The 13,608-nt window shown below is 69.4% G+C and carries 10 protein-coding genes; 6 read left to right on the top strand and 4 right to left on the bottom strand.

Annotated elements, in window-relative coordinates:
* Positions 1–98 precede the first annotated feature (98 nt).
* Entirely contained in the window at positions 99–2,159 is a 2,061-nt protein-coding gene (locus ACQPWU_RS56255; protein WP_433435300.1) for a PhoX family protein, read from the top strand.
* 35 nt (positions 2,160–2,194) lie between these two features.
* Complete coding sequence (locus ACQPWU_RS56250; RefSeq protein ID WP_433435299.1) at positions 2,195–4,069, top strand: ABC transporter ATP-binding protein; 1,875 nt, start codon at positions 2,195–2,197, stop codon at positions 4,067–4,069.
* Here ACQPWU_RS56250 and ACQPWU_RS56245 read toward each other — a convergent pair.
* Positions 4,036–5,451 carry a DHA2 family efflux MFS transporter permease subunit gene (locus ACQPWU_RS56245; protein ID WP_433435298.1) on the bottom strand — a complete coding sequence of 472 codons (1,416 nt, stop codon included), beginning with the start codon at positions 5,449–5,451 and terminating at the stop codon, positions 4,036–4,038. The genes ACQPWU_RS56250 and ACQPWU_RS56245 overlap by 34 nt on opposite strands.
* 72 nt (positions 5,452–5,523) lie before the next feature.
* On the opposite strand from ACQPWU_RS56245, the gene ACQPWU_RS56240 reads away from it, so the two are divergent.
* The 3 genes from ACQPWU_RS56240 to ACQPWU_RS56230 all read left to right on the top strand — a co-directional run bounded on the left by ACQPWU_RS56240 (position 5,524) and on the right by ACQPWU_RS56230 (position 8,238).
* On the top strand, positions 5,524–6,162 hold the full coding sequence (locus ACQPWU_RS56240; RefSeq protein ID WP_433445543.1) for a TetR/AcrR family transcriptional regulator: 639 nt from the start codon (positions 5,524–5,526) through the stop codon (positions 6,160–6,162).
* Positions 6,163–6,172: 10 nt separating this feature from the next.
* A complete protein-coding gene (locus tag ACQPWU_RS56235) occupies positions 6,173–6,919 on the top strand; it encodes a methylenetetrahydrofolate reductase (protein WP_433435297.1) in 747 nt (248 codons plus the stop codon).
* Between the two features lie 191 nt (positions 6,920–7,110).
* On the top strand, positions 7,111–8,238 hold the full coding sequence (locus ACQPWU_RS56230) for an integrin alpha (protein WP_433435296.1): 1,128 nt from the start codon (positions 7,111–7,113) through the stop codon (positions 8,236–8,238).
* Positions 8,239–8,315: 77 nt separating this feature from the next.
* Here the strand turns inward: ACQPWU_RS56230 and ACQPWU_RS56225 are convergent, their stop codons facing one another.
* From ACQPWU_RS56225 to ACQPWU_RS56215, 3 genes are read right to left on the bottom strand one after another with little or no spacing between them, the layout of a single operon-like run.
* Entirely contained in the window at positions 8,316–9,761 is a 1,446-nt protein-coding gene (locus tag ACQPWU_RS56225; protein ID WP_433435295.1) for an MFS transporter, read from the bottom strand.
* A 16-nt stretch (positions 9,762–9,777) separates the two neighbouring features.
* Positions 9,778–10,440 (bottom strand): Crp/Fnr family transcriptional regulator, encoded by a 663-nt coding sequence (locus tag ACQPWU_RS56220; protein ID WP_433435294.1) that lies wholly within the window; start codon positions 10,438–10,440, stop codon positions 9,778–9,780.
* A 33-nt stretch (positions 10,441–10,473) separates the two neighbouring features.
* Positions 10,474–12,486 (bottom strand): adenylate/guanylate cyclase domain-containing protein, encoded by a 2,013-nt coding sequence (locus tag ACQPWU_RS56215; protein WP_433435293.1) that lies wholly within the window; start codon positions 12,484–12,486, stop codon positions 10,474–10,476.
* A gap of 196 nt (positions 12,487–12,682) precedes the next feature.
* On the opposite strand from ACQPWU_RS56215, the gene ACQPWU_RS56210 reads away from it, so the two are divergent.
* Positions 12,683–13,561 carry a hypothetical protein gene (locus ACQPWU_RS56210; RefSeq protein WP_433435292.1) on the top strand — a complete coding sequence of 293 codons (879 nt, stop codon included), beginning with the start codon at positions 12,683–12,685 and terminating at the stop codon, positions 13,559–13,561.
* The last annotated feature ends 47 nt before the right edge of the window (positions 13,562–13,608 follow it).

Genomic DNA, 13,608 nt, shown 5'->3' with positions numbered 1-13,608 from the left:
TGGAAGCGTTCATCGAGACGGAGCTCCTCGTTCACCGCAGGTTTCGCCGGCAGCCGTACTCTCCCGGCGGTACAACCGCGCACACTTATGGAGGACCTGTGGCGAACCCCAACGCGGGCGGGCGGCTGCTGCCGTTGCTCTCGACCCCGCACAAAGGCGGTCGCTCCGCGCTGACCTGTCAGTTCCGCTGCGGCAACGCGTGCGCGCATGACGTGGCCAACACCACCGGCAACGCCTACTTCGGCGATGTGGTGAAGGAGGCGCTGTCGCGGCGCGGCGTGCTGCGCGCCGGCGCGCTCGGCGCCCTCGTGGCCGGCGCGGGCATCGCGGGGGCCGCGCCTGCCATGGCCGACGACCCGGAGGCGGCGGCCGCGGCCAAGGGTGGGCCGGTCGGCGACATCCGTTTCACCCCGGTGGCGCCGAACAAGAACGACGCGTTGAGCATCCCCGAGGGCTACCGCTCGTCCGTGGTCGTGCGCTGGGGCGACCCCGTGCTGCCCGACGCGCCCGCCTTCGACTTCGACAACCAGAGCGCGGACGCGCAGAACAAGCAGTTCGGCTACAACTGCGACTACGTCACGCTCCTCCCGATGGGGCGCGACCGCGGCCTGCTCTGGGTGAACCACGAGTACACCGACGAGAGCCTGATGTTCCGCGGTTACACCGGCGGCGCGGCCGCGACCGAGGAGCAGATCAAGATCGCGCTGGCCGCGCACGGCGGCTCGGTCGTGGAGATCGAGCGGGCGAACGGCGCGGGCGAGTGGAAGCTGGTCACCAAGGGACGTCGCCGCTACAACCGCCGCATCACCGCTCAGACCCCCATGATCTTCTCCGGCCCCGCGGCCGGCAGCGACCTGCTCAAGACGGCCGCCGACTCCGAGGGCCGCAAGCCCGTCGGCATGCTGAACAACTGCTCGGGCGGCACCACCCCGTGGGGGACCGTGCTGACCGCCGAGGAGAACTTCGACCAGTACTTCGTCAACGGCGACAAGGTGCCCGCGGAGCAGAAGCCGTACATCTCCCGCTACACGATCACCACGGGCACACCTTCGAGCAGCCGCAGGTTCGACCGGGTCGAGGAGCGCTTCGACCTGGCCAAGCACCCGAACGAGGCCAACCGGTTCGGCTGGATCGTGGAGATCGACCCGTTCGACCCCGACTCCACGCCGATCAAGCGGACCGCGCTCGGCCGGTTCAAGCACGAGGCCGCCAACACGACGCTGGCCCGCGACGGCCGCCTGGTCGTGTACATGGGTGACGACTCGCGCTTCGAGTACATCTACAAGTTCGTCTCGAAGAACCGCTACATCCCGGGCTTCGACCGGCACAACCGGACGCTGCTGGACGAGGGCACCCTGTACGTGGCCAAGTTCACCGGCGACAGCCCCGCCTCCGAGATCGACGGGAGCGGCAAGCTGCCCTCCGACGGCGAGTTCGACGGCTCGGGCGAGTGGATCCCGCTGGTCTCGGGCGACAAGTCGTACGTGGACGGCATGACCGCCACCGAGGTCCTCGTCTACACCCGCGTGGCCGCCGACAAGGTGGGCGCGACCAAGATGGACCGCCCGGAGGACATGGAGCGCAACCCGGTCACCGGCGGCGTGTACGTGGCGCTGACCAACAACACCAACCGCACCGCGGCCCAGGTGGACGAGGCCAACCCGCGCCCGTCGAACAAGCACGGCCATGTCCTGGAGATCGTGGAGAAGCGGAACGACGCGGGCGAGAAGACGTTCGCCTGGTCCCTCCCGCTGGTCTGTGGCGACCCGAACGACGCCACCACGTACTTCGGCGGCTACGACAAGACCAAGGTCTCGCCGATCTCGTGCCCGGACAATGTGACGTTCGACAAGGACGGCAACCTGTGGATCGCCACGGACGGCAACCAGCTCGGCAGCAATGACGGCATGTTCGTGATGCCCGTACGCGGCAAGGAGCGCGGCCACCTGCGCCAGTTCCTCACCGTCCCGGTCGGGGCCGAGACCTGCGGCCCGCTGGTCACCCAGGATCAGCGCAGCGTGTTCGTGGCGGTGCAGCACCCGGGCGAGACCGACGGCGCCAGCCCGGACAACCCCTCCAGCCACTGGCCCGACGGCGACCAGCCGCGCCCGTCGGTCGCCGTGGTCTGGCACGGCCAGGGCAAGAAGATCGGCGCTTGACCTCAAGTTAACTCGAGGCCGTACTGTTCCGTGCCATGAGCATGGAAATGACCGCCCGGCACCAGCTGTACTCGATGAACAACCAGACGGAGCGTCGCCCTGTCACCAGGGCGACGCTCCGTCGCATAGGCGGCTTCGCCCGGCCGCACCGCCTGAGAATCACACTGTTTCTGCTGCTCAGCGTGGTGATGGCGGGCCTGGCGGTGGGATCCCCGCTGCTCGCGGGCCGGGTGGTGGACGCGATCTTCCACGGCGAGCCGCTGGACGTGGTCGTCGTGGTGGCGCTGGCGATCGCGGGCCTGGCGCTCGCCGAGGCGGGACTCGGCCTGCTGAACCGGTGGCTGTCGGCGAGCCTGGGCGAGGACCTGATCCTCGACCTGCGTACGGCCGTCTTCGACCACGTCCAGAAGATGCCGATCGCGTTCTTCATGAGAACGCGCACCGGCGCGCTGGTCAGCCGCCTGAACAACGACGTGATCGGGGCGCAGCGGGCCTTCACCGACACCCTCTCCGGCGTGGTGGGCAACGCCGTGACGCTTCTGCTGACGCTCATCGCGATGATCGGCATCTCCTGGCAGATCACGCTGCTCGCGCTGCTGCTGCTCCCGGTGTTCCTGCTGCCCGCCCGGCGGATGGGCACGAGGATAGCCAGGCTGCGGCGCGAGGCGGCCGACCACAACGCGGCCATGGGCACGCAGATGACCGAGCGCTTCTCGGCGCCCGGCGCGACGCTGGTGAAGCTGTTCGGAAGGCCCGCGCACGAGTCGGCCGAGTTCGCGAGCAGGGCCAGGCGGGTGCGTGACATCGGTGTGCGCTCCGCCATGAACCAGTCGACGTTCGTCACCGCGCTGACGCTGGTCTCCGCGCTGGCCCTGGCGCTGGTGTACGGGCTCGGCGGCTTCTACGCCCTGCGCGACCAGCTCGCACCGGGCGCGGTCGTGTCGATGGCCATGCTGCTCACCCGCCTCTACGCGCCCCTGACCGCGCTGGCCAGCGCCCGCGTGGACGTCATGAGCGCGGTCGTCAGCTTCGAGCGCGTCTTCGAGGTCCTCGATCTCAAGCCGCTCATCCAAGAGAGGCCCGGCGCCCGCGAGGTGCCGGAAGGCCCAGTGCCGGTCGAGTTCGACGACGTGCGCTTCGCCTACCCCTCGGCCGACAAGGTCTCCCTCGCCTCGCTGGAGGAGGTCGCCACGCTCGACTCGCGCGGCGGCGTCGAGGTGCTGCACGGCCTGTCGTTCAAGGCCGAGCCCGGCCAGATGGTGGCGCTGGTCGGTTCGTCCGGCGCGGGCAAGTCCACGATCGCGCAGCTGCTGCCCAGGCTGTACGACGTCGACTCGGGTTCGGTACGGCTCGGCGGCGTGGACGTACGCGACCTGACCGCCGACTCGATCCGCGACACGCTCGGCATGGTCACCCAGGACGGCCACCTGTTCCACGACACGATCAGGGCGAACCTGCTGCTGGCCAGGCCCGAGGCGGGCGAGGACGAGATCTGGGACGCCCTGACCAGGGCCAGGCTGGCCACCCTGATCGAGTCGCTGCCCGACGGGCTCGACACGGTCGTGGGCGAGCGCGGCTACCGCCTGTCGGGCGGCGAGCGCCAGCGGCTGACGATCGCCAGGCTGCTGCTGGCCAGGCCCAGGGTGGTGATCCTGGACGAGGCCACGGCGGCGCTCGACTCCACCTCCGAGGCGGCCGTGCAGGCGGCGCTCGGGGAAGCGCTCGAAGGCAGGACCGCCGTGGTGATCGCGCACCGGCTCTCCACGATCCGCGCCGCCGACCTCATCCTGGTGATCGAGGACGGGCACGTGGTCGAGCGCGGCACGCACGCCGACCTGCTCGCCGCCGGTGGCCGCTACGAGGAGCTGTACCGCACTCAGTTCGACGAGCCCACGGTGGCGGCGGCCTGAGGCGCGTCCCCCTGCTCCTCGCGATGGGTGGCGCGCAGGGAATAGAGGGCCACCGGGATCGCCGCCAGCACCACGACGGCCGCGATGACCAGGGTGAACTGGTACGCGTCCAGGAAGGCCGTCAGCGGCGGCTGGTCGCTGCCGCTCTGCCTGGAGCTCAGGATCGCCCCCAGCACGGTGACGCCGAGCAGTCCGAACACCTCGCGTGACACGTTCAGGACGCCCGAGGCGATGCCGGACCTGCCCTTGGGCATGCCGCCGATGATCGCGGCGGTCAGGGGCACCAGCATGCCGCCGCCCAGCCCGTAGAGGAGGAACCAGGGCGCCACGTCCGCGTAGTCGGCGTCGGCGCCCACTCCGGAGAGCAGGTAGATCGCCGTCCCCATGAGCGCCATCCCGAGCGCCACCGTGCGGGCGATGCCGATCCGCGCGCTGATCCGCTGCGACAACATCGCGATCACGGCCATGACCAGGGCCATCGGTACGAACGCCGCGCCCGCCTGGGTGGGGGAGAAGCCGAGCACGTTCTGCAGCCACAGGGCGCTGAAGAAGTAGATGCCGAAGACCCCGAACGACCAGACGCCCATGGTGAGCAGCCCGCCCGTGAACACCCTGGCCCTGAACAGCGACACCGCGATCATGGGCTCGGCGGCCCGCGTCTCGGCCAGCACGAACGCCACGGCCGCCGCCGCGAACACGCCGAACGCGGCCAGGATCTCCGGCGAGGTCCAGCCGGCGCCCTGGCCCTCGATGAGCGCGTAGGTCAGGGCGAACAGGGCGACGGCGGAGGTGGCCAGGCCCGGCAGGTCGATGCGGCGCCGTACGCGGGTGAAGGCGGGCCTGACCGCCCACATCCCCAGGCCGAAGGTCACCACCCCGATCGGGACGTTGATCAGGTAGATCCAGCCCCAGTGGAGGTTCTGGCTGATGAAGCCGCCCGTGATCGGGCCGAGCGCCATGGACAGCGCCCCCGCGGCGCTCCAGATGCCCACGGCCCTCCCGCGCTCGCCAGGCTCGGGGAAGATCTGGGTGATCAGTGTCAGCGCGGTGGGCGTGAGCAGCGCCGCACCGACGCCCTGCGCGGACCGAGCGGCGATCAGGGCCGCCCCGGAGCCGGCCAGCCCGGCGGCCAGCGAGGACAAAGTGAAGACCGCCAGCCCGCCGAGGAACACCCTGCGGGCCCCGAACACGTCCGCGAGCCGCCCGCCGACCAGCATGAGGCCGGCGAAGACCAGGATGTACGAGCTCGCGATCCACTCAAGACCGGAGATCGTCAGCCCGAGCTCCCGCTGGATCGTCGGCAACGCGACGTTGCCCACGTTGTTGTCCAGATAGGTCATGAAGGTGCCCAAGGTCACCGCGACCAGCGCCCACCATCTCACGATATTTCCTCCTATACGCCGTACTTGTACGTCGTATAGTTGAACTTGTACGGCGTATAGTTGTCAACCGTGATGGGAAAACTGACCGCGCAGGCGATCGCGGAACGGGCCCTGGAGATCGGCGACACCGAAGGGCTCGACGCCGTGACGATCCGGCGCCTGGCCACGGACCTGGGCGTGACCCCGATGGCGCTCTACTGGCACTACAAGAACAAGGAGCAGCTGATCGTCGGCATGGCCGACCACCTGATCGGCGGCTTCGCCCCCAAGCGGGCCGACGATCGCCCGTGGCAGGAGCAGTTGCGCGATCTGATCGAGGGCCTGGTCAGGACGCTGCGCACGCATCCCTGCGCCAAGGGCGTGATCGAGCAGATCGACCCGGTCGAGGTGCCGAACTTCCTCGCCGTCTGGGACCAGGCGCTCGGCCTGGCCCGCAGAGCCGGGTTCGGCGTCGAGGAGAGCTGCCTGATCAGCAAATACCTGCTGCAGAGCGCCACCGCCATCGCCGACGCCCCCGTGCACGTCAAGGTCGTGGACCCGGCCGTGGTCAGGGCCAAGCTGGTCGGCCTGCAGTCGTTGCCCGAGGAGACGTACCCGTACCTGGTCGAGATGGCCTCACCGCTCGTCAGAGGGACGGAGCCGGGGCTGTATGACACGTTCGGCGTGGATCTCGTGCTCAGCGGCATCGAGGCGCTGGCGGCCAGGCGTTAGAGTCTCGACCATGTCCTTCGAGCTGATCTGCGAGATCGAACCTCCCACCAAGCCCGATCTGAAGCACGTCAGGCACCAGATCGGCACGATGAGCAAGATCGCCCACTCGTTCCTCATCCCGGACAACCACATCGGCCGCGCGACCGTGTCGAGCGTGGCGGTGGCGCACGAGGTCGAGGCGATGGGCGGGCGCGGCATCGCCTGCCTCAACTCGCGCGACCGCAACCTGCTCGGCTTCCGCCGCGACCTGCTGACGGCGGCGGCGTACGGGGTGGAGCAGTTCCTCTTCGTCTTCGGCGACAAGCCGACGAGCGGCAACCGCACCAGCGACCTCACCGTGCGCTCGATGATCGAGGAGGCCCGCGAGTTCTCCCCGGGCTGCCGTCTGGGCGCCGCGGCCTCGATGCGCTCGCTGCCCGCCTGGAAGCGCACGGCCGACTTCCTGTTCCTCCAGGTCGGCTTCTCGCTGGAGGCGCAGCTGCGCTGGCGCGAGTCCCACCCGGTCGACGTGCCGGTCTACGCGGGCGTCATGGTCCTGGCCAGCGAGCGCCACGCCCGCACCCTGGCCGCCGCGATCCCCGACATCGACCTGCCCGAGGAGCTGATCGCCAAGGTGGCGGCGGACCGCATGGCGGGCGTGGAGGCGGCCTGCGAGCAGGTGCTCGCGATCCGCGACTCCGGCGCCTTCGACGGCGTCCACCTCGTCCCGGTCTCCCGCTACCGCGACGTCGAGTCCAGGCTCGCCGCGATGCTCTAGATGAGGCCGAGCCGCACAGCATGAGCAATGACAAGGCACTTCTCCGCTTATCCCGGAGACGGGTCAGTGCCGGAGGCGCAACGGTCGTCATGCGGACCGCATGGAGGCTGGGGTGGCTGGTCGTCGCGCTCGTTCTCACTGCCACGTCATGCACGTCCACCGATGGACCGACGCCGAGTTCGCTGAGACAGGTGACGTTCGACTGTTCTCGAGCGAGCGCACGCGACGTCGACGGTGATGGGCGGGACGACATCGCCGTCCTGTCCGACGAAGGCGTCTACCTGCTGTCGGCCGGCAAGATCGTGCCGCTGCCGGCGCCGGAGGAGGCAAGGCACGATCTCTCGACTCTGGTCCTGGCCCATGTCAACGATGACAAGTGCGCTGATGTGGTGGTGGGAGCGCCACGCAACGACCCCTCGCCTGGCTCCGTCTACATCTACTATGGCGGCGACCTCCGTCGGCCCACCAGATTGGACTCCCCGCAGCCGCAAGAGGGTGGCTCGTTCGGTTACGCGCTGGCCGCGTATGGCGATCTGGTGGCGATAGGGGCGCCGGGTGAGGCAAAGTCGCGAGCGGGAGCGGTTCATCTCATGCGTGGCGGGGCCATTCTCCGGACGATCACCCAAGATTCACCGGGGGTGCCCGGCAACAGCGAGCCCCTCGATGAGTTCGGGAGCGCCCTGGCACTCGGCCCGATGGCGGGTGGCCAGGTCAGCCTTGCCGTGGCTGCGGAGCAAGAGCGGAACGACGGCCCCGGGAGGCAATCGAGGAAGTCCGAAGAAGGCGAGGGGGCAGTGACCGTCGTGCACGACCTGCTGTCCGCCCACTTATCAGGAGCAAGACTGAAGGTGCCCAAGATCAGGCAGCCGATCGGGTCCTTCGGCGAGAAACTGGTATCGGCGCCAGGCCGTGGGCTGGTGGCCAGCGCATGGGGTGACGACTATGGGCAGACTCATTTGCAGTTCTTCGATGATGAGCTGACGCGCGGGCGAACCGTCCGGCTGCCCTCAGGGACGCCGCTGGATAGCCATGATGCTGTCGCCATGGCCCCCGACGGGCGTGTCGCGTTCGTCATCGAAGTCGATCCTCCTTTCAAAGTGAAGATCTTTTCACCGAGCGGACCCAAGAATGACCGGGCCATCCCCCTGCCGAAGAACTGGCGCAGAGACGACGGCAACGCCCTGGCATTCAGCGGAAACCGGCTGGTGCTCGGCAGGTACTGGATGAACAGAGTGATCGTGATGAACTTCGATACCGGAGCCATCGAGTTCGACGTCTCGACGGGGATACCGGGGTTCGGCTTCGCGGTTGCGGGTTAGCGTTCACGGAGGGAGTCAACGATCAACGCCGCGAACGTCCTCGGTCGCCGTTTCGATCAGCTCGTTGATCTCCATTGTCATCGTCTGTCGCTCCTGCGCGCCACAGCGGCCAGCAGCGCGCCTACCACGGCCACCGCGAACAACACCGCATACGTCCGCTGGAACCCGTCCATGAGCTGCCCCACCGCCACCGGCGACAGCTTGGACAGTGTGCCCGCGTACACCTGGGCGCGCAGTTCGGGCCCCACGGACGCGGTCAGGACGCTGAGGGACAGGCCGACACTGATCACGATGCCCACGTTCATGATCATGACGCGGAAGCCGTTGACCACCCCCAGGCTGCCGCTCGGCAGAGCCCGCATGACCTGGGTGGTGTTGCCGGTCAGGAACGTTCCGCTGCCGCAGCCGGCCACGAACAGGCCGATCCCGATCATCCAGTACGGCGTGGCAGGGTCGGCCGTCAGCATCAGCGTGCCGAGCCCGAGAGCGCTCATCGCCGCGCCGCCGATGGACAGCGCGTACGGCGACACCCTCCGCCCCAGCACGCCCGTGATCGGCGAGGCCAGCCCGATCCCGACGGGCACGGGCAGCACGCTCAGCCCCGCCGCGAACGCGTCCACCCCCCTCGCCGCCTGGAAGTACAGCGCCACCACCAGGATCAGCGCCGACCGCGCCAGGGCGTTGCAGAACGAGGCCAGGTTCGCGTAGGCGAGCAGCCGCCCCCCGAAGAGCCGTAAGTCCAGCACCGGGTTGGACGAGCGCCGTTCGGCCAGCGCGATCAGCGGCAGCAGCACCAGGAAGATCCCCGCACCGGCCAGCACCACGGGGCTGGACAGCCCGCCGGAGCCGGCCTCCGAAACCGCCAGGAGCACCGCCGACAGCGCCGCGAACAACAGCACGTTGCCCAGCGCGTCCACCGGCTCCTTCGGCCTCTTGGGCATCTTCCGTAAGATCGCCGCGCCCACGCCGAGCGCCACCAGGCCGGCGGGCACGTTCACCCAGAAGATCCACTGCCAGCCGGCCGTCTCCGCGATCAGGCCGCCCAGCGTGGGCCCGGCCAGCTGCGCCACCGACAGCGTGCCGATGTAGACGCCCATGCCCTGGCTGAGCCGGTCGGGCGGGAACGCGTCCGTGATGATCACCGTGCCGTTCGCCAGGATCATCGCCGCCCCGACCGCCTGGAGCACGCGCATCGCGATCAGGAACCACACGCCCGGCGAGAGCCCGGCCAGCAGCGAGGCCACCGTGAACAGCGCGAACCCCGCCAGATAGACCTCCCGCCTGCCGAGCAGGTCGGCCACCCGGCCGAAGAACACCAGTGAAGCGGTGTTGACCAGCAGGAACGCCAGCAGGATCCAGCCTGACTCCAGTGCGCCGGCGTGGAAGTGCCGCACGATCGCCGGGAGCGCGACGTTGAGCGTGCTGCCGGCGATGCCGATGAGGACGAGCCCCAGGCTGGTGACCGCGCACACGCGCCAGGCGTAACGCAGGCGGCTGTCGTCGTGAGGGGTGACGGCTACCATGTTTTGGCGTACGGCGTCATCGGGCTCTTCTGCGCAGCCCGTCGAGGTCGTGGATGACCACGCGCCGCCGGCCCGTCTCGATCAGCCCCCGGTCGCGTAGCGTGCGCAGCGCCTTGCTGACGGCCTCGCGGGAGGAGCCGGTCCAGCCGGCCAGCTCGTCCTGTGACAGAGGCAGCGCCACGCGCACCCCGCTGTTGGTCTTCTCGCCGTACCGGTCGGCCAGCTCCAGCAGGCGCGTCGCGACCCGGCCCGTGGTGTCGAACGCGCCGTACTCGATGCGTTTCCTGTCGGCGTCCCGCAGCTTGGCGGTGACGAGCTGCATGAGCAGCACGGCGATGCGCCCGTGAGACTCCAGGAACGACGAGAAGTCCCGCACCACGATGCCCGAGATCGGCTCCAGCGCGGTCACGGTGGCCGAGCGCGGCGATCCGTCGATGGATGACATTTCTCCGAGCAGCGCGCCGGGGCCGCGCACGGCCAGTACGACCTCGGTGCCGGCGCTCGTGTGCGACGAACACTTGACCCGGCCTTCCATCAGCACGAGCACCCAGTCGGACGTGTCGCCCTCGTTGATCACGGTCGTGCCGCGATCCCACCGCCGCGGGCGGCCGGCCGCGCGCAGGGCCGCGACCTCCTCGTCGGTGAGCATGGACAGGAACTCGCCGGACTCTGGCTCCATGCGCCCGATTATGTCGGTACGGGAGTCACCCTTCTATTGCAAATCAGTCAGAACGTACGCGGCCACGAGCTCCTCCTTGCCCTTGAGGCTGAGCTGTCCCAGGGGGTTCACCGACGCGCCACGTCCCAGTTGCCTGAGCGTCGTCTCCCCGATGACCACCGTGCCGGGCTCGGCGATGCCCTCGAGCCTGGCCGCCACGTTCACGCAGTCGCCCATCGCGTTGAAGCCGCGCAACTCGGGGCTGCCGATGTTGCCGACCAGGGCGGGGCCCGTGTTGACGCCCACCCTGAACGTCGGCCACTGGACGTCGTCCACCCGCTTCCACGCCATCTCCTCGGCCACCTCGGCGGCGGCCCGCTGCATGTCGAGCGCGGCCCGGCACGCGGCCCTGGCATGGCCCGCCTGCGTGGCGGGGGCGTTGAACAGGGCCAGCAGCGCGTCGCCGACGAACTGCACGATCGTGCCGCCGTTGTTGAGGATGCAGGGGACCGCGGCCGTGTGGTAGCGGTTGAGCATCTCGACGATCTCGCCGGGTGTGACCTTCTCGGAGAAGGTCGTGAAGCCCTTGAGATCGGCGAAGAGCGCGGTCAGCTCCTTCAGCTCGCCGCCGAGCGCCGCCTGCGCCGGGTCGGCCAGCAGGGCGTTGGCCACGTCCGGCGACATGTACTGCCGGAAGAGCGTGTCGAGCTCCTGGTAGAGGCGGGCGTTCTCCAGGGAGATGGACAGCTGCCCGGCCAGGGTGGCGGCCAGCGCCTCGTCCTGTGGGGTGCGGCCGACGGGCACCTCCAGCACGCCCGCCAGGTGACCCTTGACTGTCAGGGGGAAGGCCAGCAGGTCGTTGCGCCTGATGGGCTGGTTTCCGGCGAACTCGTACTCGCGGGAGCCGATCTGCGTCTTGCCCTCCGCGACCAGGCCGATCTTCACGTCGCCGTACGCCTGGCGCACCCGCTCCAGCGCCGTGGCGAGGAGCTGGCCCTCGGGGAGGCCCACCTTGGTCTGGGCGCTCACCGCCACCAGCGCGGTCAGCCGCTCGGACAGCTCGCGCTCGTTGGCCAGCGCCTCGCCTGCCCGGTCGAGCACCGCGGCCTGGCCCTCGTTCAGCCGGAACTTGCCCGACAGCCGGGTCGCGGCCAGCGGCTCGCCCCGGCGTACGTGCTCGACCAGCTCCTCCAGGGCCTGGTCATAGTCCTGCTGGATGCGCGCCACGGTCGCCGACAACGTCACCGAGTCGAACAGGCCCGCGCTCGACCCCTCGCGCCTGAACTGCAGGTACGCGCTGTAGGCCACGAAAACGAAGGCCAGCGTGAGCAGGAGGTGCCACTCCCACCAGGACAGATGCCAGTTGAGCTGGGACATCCCGGCGACCATGGTCTCGGCCAGCAGCGCGTACGCCGTGATCAGGCTGATCAGCATGGCCGACGGGCGCCGCCGGTGCAGCAGGAACATCATCACGCTCGCCGCGCCGTACAGCAGGACGCCGGGAATGGACGCCCAGGCCAGCCAGGGGACCGGCGACTGGGGCGGCGGCTCGCTGAGCGGCGTCAGCCCCGGGATCAGCGACACCAGCCCCCAGGCGACAATGAAGCCGAAGAGCACCGCGCGGACGAAGTGCTGGGAGTCCAGCACGGCCTTGGCCGCCCGCTCGCCCAGTGGCAGCGCGGAGGCGAACGCGAACGCCGCCGCGATCGTGAGCCCCGCCTGCTGGCCCAGGTCGAACCCCAGCGAGCCGGTGGGCAGGATGATCTTCGGGGTGGCCAGCCCGTGCAGGAAGAAGAACCCGGCGCTGCTCAGGAAGACCATGGAGACCAGGAACAGCCGGGCGTCCTGCCGCCGCGACGAGGCCTCGCTGATCATGATGCCCAGCACCACGTTGAGCCCGGCCACCGTGATGATCATCCAGAAGTGGCTGGGATTGTGCTGCCAGGGGATGTTGACGTCCGGGTGCGCCAGCAGCAGCCAGAGGCCCAGCAGCGGCAGCACCAGGTGGATGCCCCAGACCACGCCCCGCACGGGGTGGGTGGCCGGGGGCAGGTAGGGGGTCGGCACAGACCCGATTATCCACGGGCGATCGTGGCCGCCAATGCGTTGTTTTACCCACAGGGGTCACCAATTCCAGTCAATCTGGTCAGTAACCCTCCGTTTCGTGACAAATACGTTACGTAGTTTCTGTCACCCCTTGGAACGTTTGAAACGTGAATCTCTTGCACAACACGAGCATCACTCGTTCTTTGGAAGGACAACCGTGGCTATCAAGGTTCGCGGTGGGCGCACGCTCACCCTCGCCGCCGTAGGCGCACTCGCCGCCTCGCTCCTCACCGTCGGCGGGGTCGCCACCGCCTCGTCCGCCGCCGGCGAGGTGCACGCCTGCGTGCACAAGAAGTCGCGGTACGCCCGCATCGTCAACCCCGAGACGAAGTGCCGGAAGACGGAGGAGCGGATCCTGATCGGCGGCACCTCGACGACGACCGTCCAGCAGGGCCAGCAGGGGCAGCAGGGCGAGCAGGGCAAGACCGGTGCCCAGGGCCCCCAGGGCCCCCAGGGACCTCAGGGCCCGAAGGGCGCGACCGGCCCGGCCGGACCGCAGGGTCCGAAGGGCGAGACCGGCGCGCAGGGTCCCAAGGGCGATGACGGCAAGGACGGCCTCCCGGGCAAGCAGGGAGAAGAGGGGCCAAAGGGCCCCATCGGTCCGCAGGGCCCCAAGGGTGAGACCGGCCCGACCGGTCCCCAGGGCAAGCAGGGCGAGCCGGGCAAGGATGGCCTTCCGGGCAAGCAGGGCGAGCAGGGTCCCCAGGGCAGGACCGGCCCGCAGGGTCCGAAGGGCGAGCCCGGTGACGGCGCCAGCTACACGACCTACACCAAGACCGCGTCCCTGAACTCGATCGGCTCGGCGACCGCCAGCTGCGGCAAGGGCGGCATGGTGACCGGCGGCGGCTTCTCGTTCGGTGCGCTCAAGAACGCCATCGTCATGAGCAGCGCGCCCGACGGCGGCGATGGCTGGACGGTGAGCGTGGCCAAGGACGACAACGGCAACAACACCTACGCCACCACCACCGGCGACCACGGCAACAACGGCACCAGCGTCAGCGGCACCGTCTACGTGGTCTGCCTCAAGAAGGCGTAGCACGCGACGAGGGCCGGCACGGAACCCCGTACCGGCCCTCTCAAGCG

Source organism: Nonomuraea sp. CA-141351 (assembly GCF_050944675.1).
GTDB lineage: Bacteria > Actinomycetota > Actinomycetes > Streptosporangiales > Streptosporangiaceae > Nonomuraea.
This window is presented reverse-complemented; position numbering and strand designations above follow the sequence as displayed.

Bases quoted from the DNA above. Each gene is read 5' to 3' on its own strand.
- ACQPWU_RS56250 (WP_433435299.1), top strand. From the start codon at position 2,195: ATGAGCATGGAAATGACCGCCCGGCACCAGCTGTACTCGATGAACAAC.
- ACQPWU_RS56235 (WP_433435297.1), top strand. From the start codon at position 6,173: ATGTCCTTCGAGCTGATCTGCGAGATCGAACCTCCCACCAAGCCCGAT.
- ACQPWU_RS56220 (WP_433435294.1), bottom strand. From the start codon at position 10,440: ATGGAGCCAGAGTCCGGCGAGTTCCTGTCCATGCTCACCGACGAGGAG.
- ACQPWU_RS56240 (WP_433445543.1), top strand. From the start codon at position 5,524: ATGGGAAAACTGACCGCGCAGGCGATCGCGGAACGGGCCCTGGAGATC.
- ACQPWU_RS56225 (WP_433435295.1), bottom strand. From the start codon at position 9,761: ATGGTAGCCGTCACCCCTCACGACGACAGCCGCCTGCGTTACGCCTGG.